Source organism: Pantoea sp. BS_8 (assembly GCF_041954965.1).
GTDB lineage: Bacteria > Pseudomonadota > Gammaproteobacteria > Enterobacterales > Enterobacteriaceae > Pantoea > Pantoea stewartii.
Window position 1 is genome coordinate 1 of the sequence record NZ_JAVAXU010000014.1, and the last position, 21484, is coordinate 21484.

Below are 21484 nucleotides of genomic sequence, written 5' to 3' on the forward strand. Positions count from 1 at the left end.
AAATCATGGTTCAGCAGGCAGCCGGGCAGAATCTTATGGCCGTTTAAAGCCTCTTGAGCCCGATATCCTACGCTGCTGTTTGCACTGAACCGGTTGGCAAGACTCCTTCCATCGTCGCCTGGTACCGTTTCTTTGTATAAATTCTCCAGGCCCGCCATCCTGGGTCAGAAAGTAAACCGTACCCTCAGACCGGCAGGGGATGGCTTTTTTTCACTTCCCTGAGCGAAATCGAAGAATTAATGCTCAGGATCCCCGGCAGCTTGCGCAGTTCCTTTTCAATAAACAGGCTGTAATGATCTAAATCCCGCGCAACCACCTGCAAAAGGAAGTCGGCCTCGCCAGTGATATTGTGGCATGACAGGACATAAGGATTCGCATTGATCCGCTCTTCAAAGTCTCGTGTTGCCGCCTCACTGTGTTGGCTGCAGACCAGACGCACGAATGCCATCACGCCAAACCCCATCTTTCGACGATTCACTACCGCCTGATAACCTTCAATGAAGGCTTCGTCCTCAAGCCGCTTCAGGCGCCGCCATGTTGACGCCGGGCTCATATCCAAATCCTGAGACAGCTTAAGACTCGATACTCTGCCGTCCTTTTGCAGATAGCGCAGTAACGCCACATCTTTCTTATCAAGAATACTCACTGAAATATCCACTCAGCCTTATTATCGTTAATGAAAGATAATTTCATAAACCATGATCCGCCTGCAATACACGAAAAGTAATTTCACGGCCCGTCAGTATACTTTTAATAAACCATACATGAGGGTTTACTGATGAAAGCGGTCATATACGAATCATTTCTGTCCCCGCCTGTCCTGAAAACGCTGCCGGATCCCACACCGGAACCCCATGGCGTTGTGATTCGGGTTAAAGCAACTGGGGTTTGCCGAAGCGACTGGCATGGCTGGGTCGGCCACGATCCTGATATCCCGTTACCCCACGTGCCGGGGCATGAATTCGCCGGCACGATTGAAGCGGTCGGCAGCGCGGTGACGAAATGGCGCCCGGGCGATAATGTCACCGTGCCCTTTGTCTCGGGATGCGGTTTATGCAATGAGTGCCATTCAGGCAATCAACAGGTCTGCGATCATCAGTTTCAGCCAGGCTTTACCCACTGGGGATCCTTCGCAGAATATGTCGCCATACAGCAGGCGGATCTGAACCTCATTGCTCTACCGGATACGCTGAATTTCACCACTGCGGCCAGTCTGGGATGTCGCTTCATCACCTCTTTCAGGGCCGTTGTTGATCAGGGGAAAACGTCCGCAGGGCAGTGGCTTGCTGTGCACGGCTGTGGTGGCGTAGGCCTTTCCGCCATCATGATTGCCAATGCACTTGGCGCCAATGTCATAGCGGTGGATATCTCGGATGAAAAGCTGCAACTGGCGCGTGAGCTGGGCGCTGTTGCCATCGTAAATGCCACGCAGGTCGCCGACGTAGCGGAAGCGGTCAGAGAGTTCACCCACGGCGGGGCGCACGTTTCAATCGATGCGCTGGGTCATACGGCAACCTGTGTCAACGCTATCAACTCGTTAAGAAAAAGAGGCAGGCACGTTCAGGTTGGCCTGATGGCAGGTGAACACAGCGCACCGCCCATCCCTATGGCGCGGGTCATTGCTAATGAACTGGAAATTATTGGCAGCCACGGCATGCAGGCCCATCGCTATGATGTGATGATGAACATGATTCATGCAGGAAAACTTTGTCCGGAAAAACTGATCGGCAGAACCATTAACCTAGAGCAATCCATAGAGGCGTTAATGAATATGGATAAGTTTGAATCGCCCGGTGTTACGGTGATCACTGCATTTTAACGGTCTTCCTATGCGCATGTCAGTGCTTCCAGGATGTCATCGTGAGGCGCTGACGCAGCGTTATCGGTAAATGCCGCCTGATATATCACGCAATGATTTCAGTAAATTAGCAACACAGGTCACATTTTATAGGCTCGGGGCAACACCTCTTTCCGTTTTATTGCCGTCCATGCTTTACTCAACGCTTTAACGCTGCTTATCAGCAAGGAGCCGAGGCATAGCATGTCAGACATGAACAGCACTCCCCACACGCAGGCGATCGACAGAAAAAAACGTATCTGGGCCATCGTAGGCGCGTCCTCAGGTAATCTCGTCGAATGGTTCGACTTTTATGTGTACTCGTTTTTCTCACTCTACTTTGCCCATATTTTCTTCCCCCAGGGCGACACCACAACCCAACTGCTGCAGACCGCAGGCGTCTTTGCGGCGGGCTTCTTAATGCGGCCGATTGGCGGCTGGTTATTTGGCTACATTGGCGACCGCCACGGCCGCAAAAAATCCATGCTGATCTCGGTCTGCATGATGTGTTTCGGATCGCTGGTGATCGCCTGCCTGCCGGGCTACGAAAGTATTGGCATCGCCGCGCCCGCACTGCTTTTGCTGGCGCGTATGTTTCAGGGGCTGTCAGTAGGCGGTGAATACGGCACAAGCGCCACCTATATGAGTGAAGTCGCGCTGGAAGGACGAAAAGGATTTTATGCCTCATTCCAGTATGTCACCTTAATCGGCGGCCAACTGGCTGCGGTACTGACGGTCGTGGTGCTGCAGTTTCTGTTAACCGATCATGAGCTACGAACCTGGGGCTGGCGTATCCCGTTCTTTTTAGGCGCCGCGCTGGCTGTTGTGGCGTTATGGCTGCGCCGCTCGCTGGATGAGACCTCAGATAAACAAACCCGTGAACACCGCGATGCGGGCAGCGTCATCGGCTTATTGCGAAATCATACTAAGCCGTTTCTGATGGTACTGGGCTTTACCGCGGGCGGATCGCTGAGTTTCTATACCTTTACCACCTATATGCAAAAGTACCTGGTCAATACGTCAGGCATGGATGCGAAAACGGCCAGCGGATTAATGACCGGCGCGTTACTGGTTTATATGCTGCTGCAGCCGATTATCGGTGGTTTGTCGGATAAAATCGGCCGCCGCACGTCCATGATGATCTTCGGGGCTGGGGCCGCAATCTGTACTGTGCCCATTCTGACACTTTTGCAAAACGTTCAGAGTCCGGGCATGGCATTTATTCTGATTATGCTGGCGCTGCTGATCACCAGTTTTTACACCTCGATCAGTGGGATTTTAAAAGCAGAGATGTTTCCACCGCAGGTCAGGACGCTCGGTGTCGGGCTTTCCTATGCGGTGGCGAATGCCATTTTTGGTGGATCGGCAGAGTATGTTGCGTTGCTGATGAAACACCACGACATGGAAACCACGTTCTTCTGGTATGTTTCTGGGATGGGGGCACTGGCCTTCGTGGTATCGCTGTTGCTGCACCGGCAGGGTAAGGGCATGACGCTTTAATCGGTCAGCATGCCGCAGTCAGTCTGCGGCATGCTGAAAAACTAGAGGATACGACTGATCAGGCGGTCAATACGGATACGACGCAGGCGTCGTATCAGTTTACGGACTTTAGCCGGGTAGTCAGCAATACTTTCCAGCTCACGGAAATGCTTAACCACAGTGGTATGTTGGCGAATCAGCATCAGTTCGTGCTGGCGCTGATCGGCCAGCTGCTGATGCGGATCGTGGATCAGTACCGCATTTTCCAGATCCAGCCGCCAGGCGCGCGGATTCAGGTTGTTGCCTGTAATAAGCTGCCATTCATCATCGACCCACATCCCTTTCAGGTGATAGCTGTTCTCACCCTCTTTCCATAAGCGCACGATCAGCTGTCCGTTACTGACGTAATACTGCAGGCGACTCAAAAAGCGACGCAGATTAATTTCGTAGAGATAGGGCAGTGCACCGATGATCTTGAACGGCTCATCGGGTGCAATATAGAAGTCATTCGCCGTCTTATCACCCACAATGATCTCGACATCTTTGCCCTGACGTAACAGGGCAATGATATTGCGCACCAGCAAGGCGGGCAGGTTGAAATAGGGGGTGCAGATAGTGAGTTTTTTCTCTGCGCAGGGCATCAGATGGAAAATGGTCTTGTTAAGCAGGCTGTGTTTACCTAAGCCCACTAAAGGCGTTACGGCCAGCTCATCGTTGCCAGCGTTGCCTTCAAACTGATAGTTAAAACCGCGCAGGTCCTGACGAAACTGCCGGGTTTCGTTTTTAATTTCCGGGCTGGAAGGCCGCTCTGCATAGTCCAGACGATTCACCGCCTCCGCCTCTTTCAAATGGTGATTAATCCATTCGAACATGGTGTCAGCCAGGGCGGGGTTACGGATGAGCTGATAGCGGTCGTAGCGGTATTTATCATGCTGGTGCAGGTAGACGTCATTAATGCTGGCACCGCTGTAAAGCAGCATGTCATCAATGATGAAACCTTTCAGGTGCAGTACGCCCAGCGCTTCACGCGTATTCACCGGGATGCCGTACACCGGAATCACGCTGTCGGGATGTTGCTGGGCCATCTCACAATACCAGTCGGCGTTAGTGACGCCGCGCGCGGCACCAATGCGCCCGCGCTGGGCGCGGTGCCAGTCAACTAAAATACTGATATCCAGCTGTGGACGCGCGATTTTTGCCGCATAGAGTGCGTTCATGACGGCGCGGCCCGCATCGTCATTTTCCAGATAAAGGGCGACGATACAAATGCGCGATTGCGCTGACGCAATCTTTTCCAAAAGCGTCTCACGGAATTCGCCAGGCGAATAAAGCGTCGACACATCCGCAACAGATTGTGACAGTTTAGGCAGCTGTGCGAGGTGTTGTTGGTGTTTATTGCGCTTAAATTTAGACAACATCACAGTGCACTTCTTCTCGGTTCATTGTATGGCCTTTTGCCACCAAATCAGGGTCATAACGCTAAATAATAACATCAACCCGAGCTGACCGGGCGATTTTTACTTTTCTGTACACGGTAAATTGACATTATCCTGTAACAAAAGCTTAAGGCTGACGATACCATCGTCCATCTGCACATCCACGTTAAAATTGAGTTTTTTCGCCAGCGTGACCATGCCACGGTTGCCCGGCATGGTGATGCCGTTCAGTTGTTGCAGGCCATGGGCGCGGGTGTAACGAATCATTTTTTCGAGTAACCGCCGCCCCATTCCCAGACCTTTCAGATCGGAACGTACCAGCACGGAGAACTCTGCATCAATGTTGTCGGCATCCGAAATGGCGCGGGTGACGCCGATGATCTTCGGCTGTCCCTGGTGCTGACGCACCGCGACGATCGCCATTTCCCGGTCATAGTCGATCTGCGTCATATTGGCCAGATCGTCATGTGTGAATTCGTTAATTTCGCTGAAATAGCGGTAGTAGAGATCTTCTTTGGTTACCTGACTGATGAAGTCACGCAGCAGCGGTTCATCTTCAGGTAAGATCGGGCGGAACAGGCAATGCTGACCATCTTTCAGCTCCACCTCCTCTTCCAGGTGCTGAGGATAAGGACGAATCGCCAGGCGGGTTTCGCTGTCACCGTCAAAGGGGGCCAACGACAGGGTGACGTCCAGCAGCGTGAAATCACTGCCCGCCGCCAACAGCGGATGAATATCCAGGCGCGCTATTTCCGGGCAATCCACCACCAGGTTAGACACCTGTACCAGTAACTGGCTCAGCGCGGCAACATCAAGAGGGATGAGCGCACTGCGGCTGCGGATCTTACCGCCTTTGATCGCCTGTATGACCAGATAGCGCGCCAGCGTCATATTGAGCGGCGGCAACGCTACGGCAGCCTGTTTCTCAGCCTGCCATTCCACGCCACCTTCACCCAGCATGATGATCGGGCCAAACAGCGGATCCTGTTCCACGACGATGCGCAGCTCCTGTGCTCCGGCACGATTTGCCATGCTCTGCACGACCAGCCCTTCGATTCGAGCGCTGGGTAACGTCTGTTTTACGCGGTCGATAATGGCGTCTGCCGCGCGCCGCACTTCAGCAGCATTGCGCAGATACAGCATCACGCCCTGGACGTCGGATTTATGCGCCACGTCCGGGGAGCGCAGTTTTAGCGCAACCGGGTAACCGATTTGTTCGGCAATGGTGACCGCATCATCGCTGTCTTTCGCAATCCAGGTGGGCAGAGTGGCCAGCCCGTAGGCTTTGAGCACCGGCTGCACCTCATGCGTATCCAGCGATAACACACCCTGATTTAATGCCTGAGATAAGATCTGGTGCGCCTGCGCACTGTCCTGAGTCAGACTGGCCGGCAGCGCGGGGGTTTCCCGCAGTAACTTCTGATTACGCCGGTATTCCACCTGGTGCATAAAGGCGGTAACGGTACCTTCCGGCGTGCGCCAGGTAGGAATGCCCGCCTGCGTAAAAGCCCGGCGCGCCGCCTGAGAAGAGTATTCCCCGCACCAGTTCGTCAACAGCGTAAGCTGTTTACCGCGCGGATGTTGTTGCACCAGCTGAATAATTTTCTCTGCGGTTTCGGTGGCGGGGGCAACGGCACTGGGGGCATGAATCAGCATCAACGCATCTAAATCATGGCTGTCGAGCAGCACGCTAATACAGTCAAGATAACGCGCCGGTGTGGCATCGTCTTTTAAATCAAGCGGATTGCCATGTCCGACGCCCTCCGGCAGGACAGCATTGAGCTGCTGCACGGTCTCGTCGCTCAGCACGGCCAGCTTACCGTTGCGGGCATAGAGTTCATCCAGCGCCAGTGCGGCGGGCGCGGCACCATTGCTGACGATCATCAGGCGATGACCACGCGGCGGGCGCATATGGCTTAAGGATTCCACTGCGGTAAACAGCTCGTGGGTATCCTGTACCCGCAGTAACCCGGCGCGCTGAATGGCGGCATCCCAGGCGGCATCCAGACCACTGTGCGTTCCCAGCAACGCCTGTGCCTGACGGCTGCGCCCACTTTTGATGATCAGGATGGGCTTATTACGTGAGGCGCTTCGCGAAGCCGAGACAAAACGGCGTGCATCACTAAGATGTTCAAGATAAAGCAGAATCGCGCTGGTTTTGCCATCGCGGGCAAGAAAATCCAGCAGGTCATCCACGTCGGTATCCAAACTGTCTCCCAGCGCGATAAACCAGGAGAAGCCCAGGTTACGCTGCTGTGCCCAGTCGAGAATGGTATTAGAGACGGCGGATGACTGCGAAATAAACGCAATGCGGCCCTTAGCAATGGGTACGGGCGAAAAGCTGGCATTCAGTCCCTGCCACGGTGCCAGCAGGCCCAGACTGTTAGGGCCGAGCAGGCGGATCTGCCAGCGGCTGGCGCACTGTTTTAATTCGGGAAGCTGGCTGGTGGGCGCAGAAAGAATGATGCAGGCTTTACAGCCTTTCTCGCCAAGCTGCTGCAGCAGTTCCAGATTCCTTTTGTGATGGGTGCAAATGACCGCCAAATCCGGGGCGAAAGGCAGACTGTGAATATCAGGCCAGGCCAGCACGCCGCTGACGGCTTTGTATTTTGGCGTAACCGGCAACACCGGTCCGCTAAAGCCGCCGGCCAGCAGGTTGCGCATCATGAAATAGCCTGCGCGTCCCGGTTTGATCGAGGCGCCGATAACCGCAATGGATTTCGGCCTTAACAGCGCTTCCAGTCCGCGTTGACTCATCACGTACTCCATTCATCAGGATTTAGGTGATTGTAAACGTATTTGCCCCGTTTTACCGCCGGGCAGATCGCAGGCTGAAGAAGGGCGTACATCAGCGCGCCCGGGACACTATTCGTCACGCATGTACGTGACCGCTAACGTTATCGGTTCTGACCGGGATGGTGCGGTTTACCGGCCAGGTAAGCCTGGCGAAACTGCTCGAAATGCCGGGATAAAGCCTGCGCTGCGTCGCTGTCGCCCGCCTGCTGCAGTAATGCCGCTGCAATTTCTGCCGTACAGTGCTGGCCTTCGCCATGTGCTTCACGCAGCGTGTAGCGGGAAGGGGACGTTACATTGAGCGACAGCACCGGGAAACGATCAAGCCAGGGGCTTTTGCGAAACATCTTCCGCGCCTCATTCCAGGTACCGTCCAGCATAATAAACAGCGGCGGTTTGCCCGACAGCGGCGGCGCGTGGAGAACCTCGCGACCGTCATCCGCATAGGAGGCAGGAAAAACCACCATCGGCTGATAAGCCCCATCGGCCACCGCCGCCAGTAACAGCGGATCGGGCTCCGTGCGTGACCAGCCAAAGGCCTGCGTATTTGGCAACACATCCGCAATCAACCGGCCGGTATTGCTTGGCTTCATCGGCTCGGTATCAAACATCACCAGGCAAAAGCGGCTCCGGGCGGACTGTGTAACGATGCTGTCGCACAGGCACTGTTTTTCCGGTAACAGACAGCCCTGACAGCGAAGCACACGATTTCCGCGGGCTAAAAAAGGACGCGTAGCACGCGCCAGACGTTGGCTGCGTAAACGTAAAACGGCGTTATCAGACATGATTCTTCAGGACAGGAAAAAGCGTAGTGTAATCGAAGCGTCGGACAAAAGGAAAAGGCCAGCAGATGCTGGCCTCAGGGACTTACAGGGATTCGTCGAGCCACTCATTAAAGGGGGCTTTCGGCATCGCGCCGTTCAGCACATCCACCATCTCGCCTTTTTTAAACACCATGATGGTCGGGATACTGCGAATGCGGAAACGGCTGCTCAGGGCTGGCTCGGCTTCGGTATTCACCTTCAGAAAGCGAACCTTACCGCTACGCTCCTGCGCGACGTCTTTATAAACGGGCGCAAAGTTGACACAAGGGCCGCACCAGGGTGCCCAAAAATCCACGACGACAGGCAGGTCATCCTGCAGATAGCTGTCCAGCGTGGCGGCAGTGGCGTTGATCACGTCACCCGAAAACAGGCTTTCGCCACAACGACCACATTTGGCACCATCGGCAAGCCGTTCTTCGGGAACGCGATTGGTTGCCTGACAAGACGTGCATACCGTATTCATAAAAAACCTCTGATAATGATGTAGAGCGCTTTGCTCAATATTGTCCATTATGAAAGGGTGATAAGATCCGCTCAATGTGGATTGCTCTATAGGTTCAATAGTTGATAGCTAAGCGCAGTCACATCAGGTAATCTGCGCGCTCTCAATGCAGGAGGAAGAAATGAACGACGAATTTAAAGGCAAAAGTGGTAAGGTCAAAGTCATGTATGTGCGTGGCGAAGATGAGCAAAGCGCGCGTGCGCCCAATCCTCGTACAGGCAAAGGTGGCCGTCCTGCTGCTCGCCGTGAAGACACTCGTCGTTCATCCGGCCCACGTACTGAGCGCAGTGAAGAAGGCGGACGCAGTACAGGTCGTCGCAGCGACAGCGCGCCACGCCGCAATGACAGTGCACCTCGCCGCAACGATCGCAGCAGCGATAACCGCGACGCTTACGGCAGCAGTGATTCGCCCTGGCGCACCGTTTCCCGTGCTCCGGTCGATGAGCCCAAATCGGATAACCCGGGCATCAGCGGTAAAGGTGTCGTGGACGTAGAGCAGATCCGCCGCCAGCGCCTGGAAGAAACCCGGGTTTATGGCGAAAACGCCTGTCAGGCGCTGTTCCAGAGCCGTCCCGAAAGCATCGTGCGTGCCTGGTTTGTGCAGAGCGTTACGCCGCGTTTTCGCGACGCGCTGCGCTGGCTGGCAGCGAACCGTAAAGCCTACCACGTGGTAGATGACGCTGAGATCACCAAAGCCTCCGGCACCGAACACCATGGCGGCGTGTGCTTCCTGATTAAAAAGCGCATGGGCATGGATGTGGCCGCGTGGCTGGAGAAGGCCGAAAGCAAAGACTGCGTGCTGGCCCTTGAAGATGTCAGTAACCCACATAACCTTGGCGCTATCATGCGTAGCTGTGCACATTTCGGTGTGAAAGGGCTGCTGGTGAATGATGCCTCGTTGCTGGAATCCGGCGCGGCAGTTCGTACCGCGGAAGGCGGGGCGGAACACGTTCAGGCCATCAGCGGCACAACCTTTACGCAAGGCCTCGACGCGTTCCGTAAAGCGGGTTATACCATCGTAACCACATCCAGCCATCAGGGTACGCCGCTGTCTGAAGCCGAGCTGCCTGCCAAAATGGTCCTGGTGTTAGGGCAGGAACGTGAAGGCTTGTCCGACAGCACGTTCCAGCAGGGCGATATGAGCCTGTCAATTGGCGGCACCGGTAATGTGGAAAGTCTGAATGTGTCGGTCGCGACCGGTGTGCTGTTAGCCGAATGGTGGCGTCAGAACGCATAATCTGTGCGAGCAAAACGATGGCGCGGCCAAGGCGCCATCATGCTCTATGCCGTTCGTTACCGCGCTTTACTCTCCCTCAGGCTTTGATCGCTGATAATGCGCATCCATCTCATCAAGTACCTGTTGATTCTCCAGTCCCCATTGATAAAGCTGTTCCACCGGTTCCGCAAAGGTTCTGCCCAGCGCCGTTAACTGATATTCCACTTTAGGCGGCACCACGTCATAAACATGGCGGGAAATTAGTCCGCGTTGCTCCAGCTCTTTTAGCGTCTGAAACAACATCTTTTTCGATATTCCCTGCAGGCTTCGCTGCAGTTCCCCCGTGCGTGCACGGCCGCCAGGCCAGTGAAACAGCGCGTGCAGCACCATTGTGCTCCACTTCACCGAAAACAGATCCATCAGGCGGCGCGGTGGCGAATCCACATAAAAAACCAGTTTTCCGTCAACCCAGGCTGGCATAGTGTCCTTCCTTTCTATGGTCACCAAAGGGTGACTACTATCAATAATGAACCCATTTCAGTAGAGTTTGCCGCCTTCCGTTAAATAACGCCAGATACGATGAGAGGCACAATGAAAATCAATGCACTGATCGCCCACGATGCGACACAACCCCTGACGCCCGGCCAGATAGCGCTGCGTCCGCTTCAGCCCAGTGATGTCAGAATCGAAATTCTTTACTGTGGCGTTTGCCACTCCGATTTGCACATGGCCCGCAATGAGTGGGCGGTGAGCCACTATCCATTAGTACCCGGTCATGAAATTGTGGGCCGGGTTATTGAAACCGGCGGAAAGGCCAGCCGTTTTGCCCCCGGCGATCTTGTCGGTGTGGGCGTGATGGTGGATGCCTGCCGCACCTGTCGTTTTTGTCAGCAGCAGGAAGAGCAGTATTGCGAAGCTGGCTTCACCGCGACCTATAACGGCACAGATAAATATACCGGGGAGCGCACCCGGGGCGGTTATGCGGAACACGTTGTCGTCGATCAGGATTTTGTCGTATCGGTTCCTTCGCACTTGCCGCTGGCAGGCGTGGCCCCGCTATTGTGTGCGGGCGTCACTGTGTGGTCACCGCTCCGTCACTTTGATGTCAAAGCGGGCGACAAGGTTGGCGTCATTGGCCTGGGTGGGCTGGGGCACATGGCGGTAAAACTGGCGAGCGCACTGGGTGCGGACGTCACGCTGTTCACCACCTCTCCCGACAAAGCGGAAGATGCGCGCCGACTTGGTGCCCGTCATGTTGTGGTATCACGTCATGCAGCAGAGATGCAGGCCAGTCAGCAGTCGCTGGATCTGATCGTGGACTGCGTTGCCGCGCCTCACGATCTGGATCCCTATCTGGCCACGCTTAAAACCAATGGCCGTCTGGTGCTGGTGGGCATTCCCGACAGCCCGCACGCCTCACCGGATATCACGCCTATGGTATTCCGCCGTTTAAGCATCAGCGGCTCTTCTATTGGCAGCATCAAAGAAACGCAGGACATGCTGGACTTCTGCGGTGAGAACAATATTACGGCTGACATTGAATTGATTCGCGGAGAGCAGACAGAAGAGGCATTTGCGCGGATGCTGAAAGGGGAGGTGAAATACCGGTTCGTGATTGATATAAAAGCGACGCGTTGGTAAGGACGTTCTGGCGTACCGGGCAGGTACGCCAGAACCGGCGAAGACAGTGCGGCAGCCGCTAGTGCGCGCCGCCGCCTCCGCCGCCCGCGCCGAACGGTGGACGGGCAAACCAGATCAGGACCAGCAAGACGAGGAACACGCCCGCCGAGGCCCAGAAAATCTCATTGGCAGAGATAATCAGCCCCTGATTGGTGATCTGCTGGGCGATGTAGGCCGATGCCTGCTGATGCGACATGCCCATCCCTTCAAGCTGGCTGTACATCTGCTGCGCATTGATGTTGTACGGCGTCACCGATTCGGTGAGGTTGCTGTGGTGCATTGCCTCACGATCCGTCCACATTGTCGTGGTAATGGAAGTGCCAATCGAGCCCGCCAGCGTACGCACAAAGTTAGACAGGCTGGATGCCGCGGCCATGCGCTCCGGTGGCAGACCGGAAAGCGTAATTGTCGTCAATGGCATAAAGAAGCAGGCCACCGCGAAGCCCTGAATAAACTGAGGCCAGGCGGAGGCCGCAAAGTCCATCTCGGGCTCAAAGGTGTAAGCTCGCCAGTAAAAACATATGGCATACATAATGAAGCTAAACGTTACCAGTTGCCGCATGTCTATCTTATGCGAGAAACGCCCAATAATCGGCGACAGGATAACCGGGATAATCCCCACCGGTGCCGACGCCAGCCCGGCCCAGGTTGCGGTATAGCCGTAGACCTCCTGCAGCAACTGCGGCAACAGGACAATCGAGCCAAAATAGAGCATGTAGGCCAGGCTAATCGACAAACAGCCTATGGTGAAATTACGCGATTTGAACAGCGACAGATCGACTATCGGATGCTCATCCGTCAACTCCCATATCAGCAACATTACGAGCGCCACCACGGCGACAATGGTCAGAACGATGATTTCCGTCGAACTAAACCAGTCCAGCTCTTTACCCCGATCCAGCATGACCTGCAGCGAACCGACTCCGACAATCAGCAGGACCAGGCCGACGGTATCGATCGGTCGAATCTGTGTCTGGGTTTCACGACCACGCAGGGTTTGCAGCGTCAGCATAATGACGACAACCCCGATAGGAACGTTGATAAAGAAGATCCAGCCCCAGTGGTAGTTATCGCTGATCCAGCCGCCGAGGATCGGTCCACATATCGGGGCCACGATCACCGTCATCGCCCAGAGCGACAGGGCGATACTGCGCTTGGCCGGGGGATAGTTGTTCAGCAACAGGCTTTGCGACAGCGGAATCAACGGACCGGCCACGATCCCCTGAATGACGCGGAAGAAAATCAGCATCTCCAGGCTTTCTGACATACCGCAGGCCCAGGAGGCCAGCGCAAACAGGATAGTGGACCAGGTAAAAAGTTTGACTTCACCGATGCGCCTGGCGAGCCAGCCGGTAATCGGAATCGAGATAGCATTGGCCACCCCGAATGAGGTGATGACCCAGGTTCCCTGGGAGTTGGACGCTCCCAGGTTACCGGCAATCGTCGGAATCGCAACGTTCGCAATGGTAGAGTCCAGAACCTGCATGAACGTCGCCAGCGATAACGCAATGGTCATTAAGACCAGCGGCATCCCTTTAAGCGGTGTTTGTGCCATTACAGCCTCCGGCTCATCATCCGGCGTTCGCGTGGACGATATCGGTGATCAGCGTATTAACCGGTGCCAGGTCAATGGCCAGCGCGTTAGTGCTGTAAGCTGCCTGCTGACGTACGCTGGTAGCCAATACGCTACCGTCTTTATTGTCGGTATCAATTTTGACCAACGTTGACAGGCCAATACGCAGTGGGTGCTTCGCGACTTCGTCCTGGTTCAGCTCAATGCGCACTGGCAGGCGCTGAACGACTTTAATCCAGTTGCCCGTGGCGTTCTGTGCAGGTAACAGGGAAAACGCGCTGCCTGTGCCCATATCCAGCCCCACCACTTTGCCGTGATAGACCACATCGTCGCCGTAGATATCTGCCACAACGGTGGCCGGTTGACCAATACGCACGCCTGCCAGTTGGGTTTCTTTGAAGTTTGCATCCACCCACAAATCCGTCGCCGGGACGACAGCCATCAGCGGGGTACTGGTGCTGATTTGCGATCCAACCTGGACGCTACGACGCGAGACATAACCGTCCATCGGGCTGCGAATGTCGGTACGTTGCAGCGCCAGCCAGGCGTCGCGCAGCTGCGCGGCGCTCTGTTTTACGGCAGGCTGGTTTTCCAGTGAGGTGTTCAGGATGATCGCCTGGTTGGCGTTGTATTGCTGAATCGCCACATCCAGCTCTGCTTTCGCGGAGGCCACGGCATCGCGCGCATGTTGCAGTTCTTCACGGCCAATCAGGTTGGACGCACCCAACGGTTCGCGGCGTTTCAGATCGGCCTGCGCCTGATCCAACGCCGTCTGACGGAGTGCAATGGTGGCCTGATACTGTTTCGCATTAATCATCTGTTGGTGCACCTGACGAACGCTGGTAGCCAGCTCCGTCTGCGCTTTTTCAAAGGCCTGCTGTGCGTCAGTTTTATCCAGCGACACCAGCACATCCCCTTTTTTGACATAGTCCGTATCGTCAAACCAGACTTTGTTCACGCTGCCTGATACCTGGGCCATGATCTGCACCTGATTACCCGCAACATAGGCATCATCCGTTTCCTGAAAATGACGCAACACTAAAAACCAGTATACGCCCCACGCAATGCCGAGCAGTACGACCACCAGCGCCAGTAAAATCAGTGCGCCTTTGCGCTTTTTCTTTTTGTTGTTCACAGGCTGATGCGGGCTTTGCGCCTCTGATGCACTCATGTATTTCTCCACGTTTTCCACTATGTCGGCGAGGTCAAGTCCGTTTTCGCCTTCGCCCGAGCCAAAAAAGCCAGCGACTAAGCGCTGGCCGGATGAAAGAGGGTTAAAATAACGATTTCGTCAGGTGATTGTGTCGCAGATCTTGCTATTACCGTGATAACGAGGCAGACAGTTTGTCTTCTTCCATTTTATCCAGTCGGGTAAGCAACTTACGGGTGATGCTTTCGAGCTGCGACTTTTCGTCAGCGGTCAGAGCGGACCACAGATATTGCAGGCTCTGATGCTGCGGCGGCAGAACCTGCTGCAGGAAGGCATTACCTTTGTCGGTCAGATGCAGATGCAGACAGCGGCGATCCTGCGCACTTTCACGGCGCTCAATCCAGCCGCGTTTTTCCAGCTCATCAGCGATGCGCGTGGCGTTGGTACGTGATGAACCCAGCGCGGTGCTCAGTTCAGAAGGCTGAATGCTCTGATCTTCCTGCGCATCCAGGGTCAGCAATGCCATAAACAGGGTTTCATTGATGCCCTGTTCTTTCAGCATTTTATTACGATTATCCAGCAGCTTACCTTGCATATGCATGCAGAGTCGCGTCAGAAGAATCTCCTGGAAGGGGAAATCCGCATGACGATTGGCGCGGATGTTTAACATTTGCTCAATGGGAGTAAACGAACTTTCCATTAGAAAAAACCTCACTAATTTCAACTTTTATAGTAACCACGGCGACAGCATGACTGTTGAGTCACCGGACACAGAAGCGGTGTTCTCGGGCTGTTCCACTGTGGTGATTCAAGATCTGTCCTTGACCCCAGGGTGAAGGTGGTGCGCATCGATATCACAGGCGTTGGTCGTAGAGCGAAACGGTACGACATCAAATGATTTCGAAAGAAAAAATAACCGACGTGAATAACTTTGGGGCCAACCATAGCAAACTCACACTCGGCTGAACAGGCTAAATCACACTATTCTGGCTATTCGGTTGCTCTAAGCGGTGATTCCTCCACCAGACAAGTAAATTCAGTAACGTCAGTGTTGCACCGGCTGCGCAAACCCCATGCCAGCCGCCCAAATGATAGGCATTGGCAGACAGCAGCGAACCCAGCGCACCGCCGATAAAGTAGCTGGTCATATAGCCGGCATTCAGGCGGTTACGGGCATCAGGCTGACGCGCGTAAATCACGCTCTGATTGGTGATATGCACGCCCTGTACCGCCAGATCCAGCAGCAAAATGCCGATAATCAGAGCTGCAAGATGCTGCGTGCCCCAGGCGGTCACGCTCCATGACAGCAGCATAATCAGCAAGCCCATGCTGGTGGTCAGTTTCGCTTTACCTTTGTCCGCCATCGCCCCGGCTTTTCTGGCCGCCAGTGCGCCAGCGGCACCCACCAGCCCCAGTAAGCCGATCTCCCCTTCCGAATAACCGTAGGGCGCGGAAGAGAGCAGAAAGGCCATTGAGGTCCACAGGATGCTGAAATTGGCAAACGTCAGGCAACCGGTAAAGGCCCGGGTGCGCAGAACAGCGTCGGCCGCATACAGCCTGAAAATGGAAACCAGCAGCTGCGGATAATTTAACGAGACCGAGGGGGTAATACGCGGCAGCGCGCGCCACAGCGCCAGCGCCATCAACAGCATTAAGACGCTGGCGACCCAGTAGACGGTTTGCCAGCCGCCCAACTGAGCCAGGCCGCCCGCCACGGTGCGCGCCAGCAAAATACCCAACAGCAAGCCACTCATTACGGTGCCGGTCACTTTGCCCCGTGTTTCCGTGCGGGCCAGGGTGGCCGCCAGCGGTACCAGAATTTGCGCCGCAACAGAAAAGAGCCCGGTAAGTACCGTTCCCAGTAACAACACAGGAAAAGAGGAGGAAAGGGCAATGATCACCATACCAAGCGCCGCCAGCACCATCATGGCAACAATCAGTCCACGCCGTTCCAGCATATCGCCAAGTGGGACCAGCAACAGCAGACCGCAGGCATAGCCGAGTTGCGCGCTGGTCACGATAAACCCGGCGAATGCGACGGATAAGTGAAAGTGAAGGGCGATAGTATGCAGCAGAGGCTGAATATAATAATTACTGGCGACGCACAGTCCCGTGGCAACGGACATCAGTCCCACCAGCGCGGAAGATAAACCAGGGTGAGACGTTGTCATAGGTCGTCAGTAGCAAAGATGAATAATAATGTGGCGTTAATAATAACCTAAAAAATAATTTGATAGCTATGTTTATGTGATAGTCGGGTAACAGTAAAGATCGACAGCCGTTTACGTCGGGTTTGTTGGTCGCGATTTCTCGGGTCGTGGCAGGCACAGACTTATCCCTCTGTCAGATTGGATCCGGGTACGGCGCCCCGTTTTGGCGTCGGAATAAACGGGTTTCTCAACGCCATGCCAAAGGCAGCGCGATGCTGAGAGCGGTCAGTGCGTGAGCAGTGATATCGGTCTGGTTAACCCTGGCAACGGCGGCCAAATCGTTACCGTCATTTATTGTGGCGCGATCGGCACCCGTTCCGCGGACGGAGAGGGAAGGTTCAGCGCGCTGTGAAAATGCCGCGCGCCTGTCCCTTCGCTAAGGGGAAACGTGCCGTTGACAGCACGGCACACAACGTCTTAAAAATTCCAGTCTTCGTCTTCGGTTTCGACCGCTTTCCCCATCACGTAAGACGATCCTGAGCCCGAGAAGAAATCATGGTTCTCATCCGCATTGGGTGACAGTGCCGCCAGAATGGCCGGATTGACCTGCGTCAGCTCCGCCGGGAACAGAGCCTCGTAGCCCAGATTCATCAACGCCTTATTGGCGTTGTAATGCAGGAAGGTTTTCACCTCGTCTGCCCAGCCTGTTTCGCCGTACAGCGCTTCTGTATAGGCCACTTCATTTTCATACAGCGCCAGCAGCAGATCGATGGCGAACTGCTGTAAGGCTTCGCGGCGGCCCTCATCGACCTGCTCAAGCGCTTTCTGGTATTTATAGCCGATATAGTAGCCGTGTACCGCCTCATCGCGGATGATTAAACGAATCAGATCCGCCGTATTGGTCAGCTTGCCGCGGCTGGACCAGTACATCGGCAGCCAGAAGCCCGAATAAAACAGAAACGACTCCAGAAAGACGCTGGCGATTTTTTTCTTTAACGGATCGTCAGCGCGGTAATGGGTCAGGATAATCCCGGCTTTATTTTGCAGGGCCTGGTTCTCTTCGCTCCACTGGTACGCCGCATCCACATCGCTGGTATTGCATAAGGTCGAAAAAATCGAGCTGTAGGAGCGGGCATGCACCGCCTCCATAAAGCTGATATTCGACAGCACCGCCTCCTCATGCGGCGTCAGCGCGTCGGGCATTAACCCCGGTGCGCCCAGCACATTCTGAATGGTGTCCAGCAGCGTCAGGCCGGTAAAGACGCGAATGGTGAGCTGCTGTTGTGACTTGTCCAGCGTCTGCCAGGCCGGCAAATCATTGGACAGCGGGATTTTTTCCGGCAACCAGAAGTTGCTTGTCAGACGGTTCCAGACCTCAAGATCTTTCTCATCCTGAATCCGGTTCCAGTTAATCGCGTGAATATGTCGAAGTTGCATAACAGGTTTCTCACAGTGCACAGGAGACGCAGCCCTGCACTTCGGTGCCTTGCAGGGCCATCTGGCGCAGTCGAATGTAATAGAGCGTTTTGATACCTTTCTTCCAGGCGTATATCTGCGCTTTATTGATGTCGCGCGTGGTCACGTCGTCCCGGAAGAACAGGGTCAGTGACAGGCCCTGATCCACATGTCGGGTTGCCTCAGCGTAGGTATCAATAATGGCCTCCGGCCCAATCTGGTAGGCATCTTCATAAAACGCCAGATTGTCATTGGTCATGAAGGGGGCAGGATAGTATACGCGACCGGTTTTACCCTCTTTGCGGATCTCAATACGCGACACAATCGGATGAATACTGGAGGTGGCGTGATTGATGTAGGAGATCGACCCCGTGGGCGGGATAGCCTGCAGATTCTGATTGTATAAACCCGAGGTCATCACCGCTTCACGCAGCGCCAGCCAGTCTTCACGGCCGGGCAGCGTAATGCCCGCTTTGGCAAACAGGGCGGCAATACGGGTGGTGCGCGGCTGCCAGTCAGCGTTCAGATACTTGTCAAAGTAAGCGCCGGTGGCATAGGTCGAGGACTCAAAACCCTCGAAGGTTTGCTGGCGTGCTTTTGCCAGCTGATTCGAGGCGCGCAGCGCATAATAGGTCACACAGTAAAAATAGAGATTAGTGAAATCCAGTGCTTCCGGGGAACCATAGACGATGCCTTCCCGCGCCAGATAGCCATGCAGGTTCATCTGGCCCAGGCCGATCGCATGGGAACGCCGGTTACCTTCTGCAACGGAAGGCACGGACGCAATATCACTCATCTCTGATACCGCCGTCAGGGCGCGGATTGCCGTATCCACCGTCTGTGCGAGATTGCCCGAGTCCATCGCATGCGCGATATTCAGGGAACCCAGATTACAGGAAATGTCTTTTCCCACGCGGCGGTAGCTCAGGTCTTCATTAAACTCGCTGGCGCTGTTCACCTGCAAAATCTCTGAACAGAGGTTGCTCATATTAATGCGACCGGCAACAGGGTTATCGCGGTTGACGCTGTCCTCATACATGATGTAGGGATAACCCGATTCAAACTGAATTTCCGCCAGCGTCTGGAAGAAATCGCGCGGCTGAATATAGGTTTTGCGAATGCGGTCATCCGCCAGCATCTCGTGATATTTCTCACTGACGCTGATATCACCAAACGCCTGACCGTAGATCCGCTCCACATCGTAGGGCGAGAACAGCGCCATCGGCTGATTCTCTTTGGCAAGCTGGAAGGTGATGTCCGGGATCACCACGCCCAGCGACAGGGTTTTAATGCGGATTTTCTCGTCGGCGTTTTCGCGCTTGGTATCCAGAAAACGTAAAATGTCAGGATGGTGAGCACTGAGCCAGACTGCGCCTGCTCCCTGACGTGCGCCCAACTGGTTAGCATAGGAGAACGCATCTTCCAGCATTTTCATGACCGGAATGACGCCGGAAGACTGGTTTTCAATGCGCTTAATCGGCGCACCGGCCTCCCGCAGGTTCGACAACAGGAACGCCACGCCGCCGCCGCGTTTGGACAGCTGCAGGGCGGAATTCACCGCCCGGCCAATCGATTCCATATTGTCTTCAATACGCAACAGGAAGCAGGAAACCAGCTCGCCGCGCTGTTGCTTGCCGCAGTTAAGGAACGTCGGCGTGGCAGGCTGAAAACGGCCACTGAGGATTTCCGCCAGCACTGCGCGTGCCAGGCTTTCGTCGCCCCGTGCCAGCGTCAGTGCCACCATACAGGCACGCTGCGCAAAGGTTTCCAGATAACGCTTGCCGTCAAATGTCTTCAGCGTGTAGCTGGTGTAGTACTTCCACGCGCCTAAAAAGGTTTTGAACTCAAAACCCCATGCGTCGGCTTCATCGTGCAGGGCACACAGGAAGTCAAAATCGTACTGATTCAGCACGTCCGCTTCATAGTAGCCTTCTGCAACCAGATAGCGCAGGCGCTCGGCTACGCTGGCAAAGTGCAGCGTATTGGGTTGCACGTGCTGAATAAGGAACTGTCGCGCCGCCTGCTGATCCTTTTCAAACTGAATACGGCCATCGGCGTCGTACAGATTCAGCATGGCGTTCAGCGCATGGTAGTCCAGCGCAACGTTGTTCAGAGTGTCTGTTGTTGCCAAAATTGGGTTACTCCCGCTTTTACATTGGCGATATCGTCCGGCGTTCCCATCAGTTCAAACCGATACAGGTAGGGAACCTGACATTTCTTAGCAATGATGTCGCCCGCCAGGCAGTAGCCTTCACCGAAGTTACGGTTACCGGCCGCGATCACGCCGCGCAGACCGCGACGATTGGCTTCATCATTAAGAAACTGAATCACCTGTCTGGGCACGGCGCCGCGATGACTGCCACCGCCATAGCTCGGCACCACCAGAATATAAGGCTGGTGAATATGCAGCGGTTGCTTGCTCTCAATCGGTATGCGGTGCGCGGGCAGGCCCAGACGGGTAATAAACCGATGGGTGTTTTCCGACTGGCTGGAAAAATAGACCAGTGGGAACATGTGACTACCCGCCGATGGTCGTGGTTTGGGTTAAACGGGCTATCTTGTCAGGACGAAAGCCACTCCAGTGATCGTCATGGGTCATCACCACGGGCACCTGGCGATAGCCCAGCGCTTTCAGGCTGTCGATTGCGTCCGGCTGGGTATCCAGATTGATCAGTTGGTAATCGATGCCGTGGCGATCCAGTGCATTCTTCGTGGCATTACACTGGACACAGTGGTTTTTAGTGTAAATAATAATGCGCATGATTCGTATTCCTCTTTCATTGCGGTCCTGCTGCGAATAACGACGTGTATATCCCTGAATCAGGCTTCGTTCGTGCAAACATCTTGTGGGCTGACAATGAAATGAATACTAGATGTAGTATTTATGGCGGTCAATAGCACCATATGTAGGGTTAATCGCGATTATCGCGGCAAGTCAGGCCTGGCGCGCTCTGCCACCCGAAAAATAAATTTGTAAAGCTGATTGATTAAAAAACAGGCATAAAAAAGCCCCGCTCAGTGAGCGAGGCGGATGATAACGGGGTGGAACAGCGTTAGCGGCGTGAAACCAGTAGTGCGCCTAACACAATGCCGACGGCCGCGCCGATACCGACACCGTACCAGGGTTTGTCATGGACATACGCGTCAACCTGATAGCCGGCATCGCGGGCCACCTGCGTGACACGGTTACCGCCGCCGTTCAGTTTTGCCCGGGTTTGCTTAAGCAGGGCTTCAGCCTGACTGCGCGCAGAATTGACTTCGTCTTTGGCCTCGCTGCCGTAAGACTTCAGCAGGGCTTCAAGTGAATCTGCCAACTCATTAACATCCTGATTGATATCAATGTCATCGTTTTTTTGCGTTCGATTAAACATTTTTGGCTCCCTTGTCAT

19 protein-coding genes are annotated in these 21484 nt (G+C 54.8%); 4 read left to right on the forward strand and 15 right to left on the reverse strand.

Annotated features, from left to right (window positions below; genetic code table 11):
- Positions 1 to 184: 184 nt before the first annotated feature.
- Positions 185 to 646: an Lrp/AsnC family transcriptional regulator gene (locus RAC65_RS19640; protein ID WP_233255815.1), complete on the reverse strand. Its 462-nt coding sequence runs from the start codon at positions 644 to 646 to the stop codon at positions 185 to 187.
- 132 nt (positions 647 to 778) lie between these two features.
- On the opposite strand from RAC65_RS19640, the gene RAC65_RS19645 reads away from it, so the two are divergent.
- Both RAC65_RS19645 and RAC65_RS19650 read left to right on the forward strand, forming a co-directional pair.
- A complete protein-coding gene (locus RAC65_RS19645) occupies positions 779 to 1819 on the forward strand; it encodes a zinc-dependent alcohol dehydrogenase family protein (RefSeq protein ID WP_375097061.1) in 1041 nt (346 codons plus the stop codon).
- Positions 1820 to 2041: 222 nt separating this feature from the next.
- Positions 2042 to 3337, forward strand: a complete 1296-nt coding sequence (locus tag RAC65_RS19650; protein ID WP_039340130.1) for an MFS family transporter — start codon at positions 2042 to 2044, stop codon at positions 3335 to 3337.
- A gap of 41 nt (positions 3338 to 3378) precedes the next feature.
- Here RAC65_RS19650 and pssA read toward each other — a convergent pair whose 3' ends face one another.
- The 4 genes from pssA to trxC all read right to left on the reverse strand — a co-directional run bounded on the left by pssA (position 3379) and on the right by trxC (position 8832).
- The gene (gene pssA / locus RAC65_RS19655) at positions 3379 to 4734 is read right to left on the reverse strand and encodes a CDP-diacylglycerol--serine O-phosphatidyltransferase (protein ID WP_039340129.1); all 1356 of its coding nucleotides are present in this window, start codon (positions 4732 to 4734) and stop codon (positions 3379 to 3381) included.
- Between the two features lie 99 nt (positions 4735 to 4833).
- Positions 4834 to 7509, reverse strand: coding sequence for a GNAT family N-acetyltransferase (locus tag RAC65_RS19660; protein WP_375097062.1), 2676 nt, complete (start codon positions 7507 to 7509; stop codon positions 4834 to 4836).
- Between the two features lie 140 nt (positions 7510 to 7649).
- Positions 7650 to 8330: a tRNA-uridine aminocarboxypropyltransferase gene (locus tag RAC65_RS19665; RefSeq protein ID WP_033739452.1), complete on the reverse strand. Its 681-nt coding sequence runs from the start codon at positions 8328 to 8330 to the stop codon at positions 7650 to 7652.
- Between the two features lie 82 nt (positions 8331 to 8412).
- The gene (gene trxC / locus RAC65_RS19670; RefSeq protein ID WP_039340125.1) at positions 8413 to 8832 is read right to left on the reverse strand and encodes a thioredoxin TrxC; all 420 of its coding nucleotides are present in this window, start codon (positions 8830 to 8832) and stop codon (positions 8413 to 8415) included.
- A 160-nt stretch (positions 8833 to 8992) separates the two neighbouring features.
- On the opposite strand from trxC, the gene RAC65_RS19675 reads away from it, so the two are divergent.
- Positions 8993 to 10108 (forward strand): tRNA/rRNA methyltransferase, encoded by a 1116-nt coding sequence (locus tag RAC65_RS19675; RefSeq protein WP_006120689.1) that lies wholly within the window; start codon positions 8993 to 8995, stop codon positions 10106 to 10108.
- Positions 10109 to 10174: 66 nt separating this feature from the next.
- Here RAC65_RS19675 and RAC65_RS19680 read toward each other — a convergent pair whose 3' ends face one another.
- Positions 10175 to 10567: a helix-turn-helix domain-containing protein gene (locus RAC65_RS19680; RefSeq protein ID WP_006120688.1), complete on the reverse strand. Its 393-nt coding sequence runs from the start codon at positions 10565 to 10567 to the stop codon at positions 10175 to 10177.
- A 111-nt stretch (positions 10568 to 10678) separates the two neighbouring features.
- Here RAC65_RS19680 and RAC65_RS19685 point away from each other — a divergent pair, with 111 nt between their 5' ends.
- Positions 10679 to 11728, forward strand: a complete 1050-nt coding sequence (locus RAC65_RS19685; protein WP_039340121.1) for an NAD(P)-dependent alcohol dehydrogenase — start codon at positions 10679 to 10681, stop codon at positions 11726 to 11728.
- A gap of 58 nt (positions 11729 to 11786) precedes the next feature.
- Here RAC65_RS19685 and emrB read toward each other — a convergent pair whose 3' ends face one another.
- The 9 genes from emrB to RAC65_RS19730 all read right to left on the reverse strand — a co-directional run bounded on the left by emrB (position 11787) and on the right by RAC65_RS19730 (position 21466).
- Positions 11787 to 13322 carry a multidrug efflux MFS transporter permease subunit EmrB gene (gene emrB / locus RAC65_RS19690; RefSeq protein ID WP_039340119.1) on the reverse strand — a complete coding sequence of 512 codons (1536 nt, stop codon included), beginning with the start codon at positions 13320 to 13322 and terminating at the stop codon, positions 11787 to 11789.
- Positions 13323 to 13338: 16 nt separating this feature from the next.
- Positions 13339 to 14511 (reverse strand): multidrug efflux MFS transporter periplasmic adaptor subunit EmrA, encoded by a 1173-nt coding sequence (gene emrA / locus RAC65_RS19695; RefSeq protein ID WP_375097063.1) that lies wholly within the window; start codon positions 14509 to 14511, stop codon positions 13339 to 13341.
- A gap of 148 nt (positions 14512 to 14659) precedes the next feature.
- Positions 14660 to 15190: a transcriptional repressor MprA gene (gene mprA, locus RAC65_RS19700; RefSeq protein ID WP_033739447.1), complete on the reverse strand. Its 531-nt coding sequence runs from the start codon at positions 15188 to 15190 to the stop codon at positions 14660 to 14662.
- Between the two features lie 271 nt (positions 15191 to 15461).
- Positions 15462 to 16661, reverse strand: a complete 1200-nt coding sequence (locus RAC65_RS19705) for an MFS transporter (RefSeq protein WP_375097064.1) — start codon at positions 16659 to 16661, stop codon at positions 15462 to 15464.
- 456 nt (positions 16662 to 17117) lie between these two features.
- Positions 17118 to 18077 carry a class 1b ribonucleoside-diphosphate reductase subunit beta gene (gene nrdF, locus RAC65_RS19710; protein WP_006120682.1) on the reverse strand — a complete coding sequence of 320 codons (960 nt, stop codon included), beginning with the start codon at positions 18075 to 18077 and terminating at the stop codon, positions 17118 to 17120.
- Positions 18078 to 18087: 10 nt separating this feature from the next.
- On the reverse strand, positions 18088 to 20226 hold the full coding sequence (gene nrdE, locus RAC65_RS19715) for a class 1b ribonucleoside-diphosphate reductase subunit alpha (protein ID WP_263757603.1): 2139 nt from the start codon (positions 20224 to 20226) through the stop codon (positions 18088 to 18090).
- On the reverse strand, positions 20205 to 20609 hold the full coding sequence (nrdI, locus tag RAC65_RS19720) for a class Ib ribonucleoside-diphosphate reductase assembly flavoprotein NrdI (protein WP_006120681.1): 405 nt from the start codon (positions 20607 to 20609) through the stop codon (positions 20205 to 20207). The genes nrdE and nrdI overlap by 22 nt, the downstream gene beginning before the upstream one ends.
- Positions 20610 to 20613: 4 nt before the next feature.
- Positions 20614 to 20856 (reverse strand): redoxin NrdH, encoded by a 243-nt coding sequence (locus RAC65_RS19725; protein ID WP_006120680.1) that lies wholly within the window; start codon positions 20854 to 20856, stop codon positions 20614 to 20616.
- Positions 20857 to 21148: 292 nt separating this feature from the next.
- Positions 21149 to 21466: a DUF883 family protein gene (locus RAC65_RS19730; protein ID WP_033739441.1), complete on the reverse strand. Its 318-nt coding sequence runs from the start codon at positions 21464 to 21466 to the stop codon at positions 21149 to 21151.
- Positions 21467 to 21484: the final 18 nt, after the last annotated feature.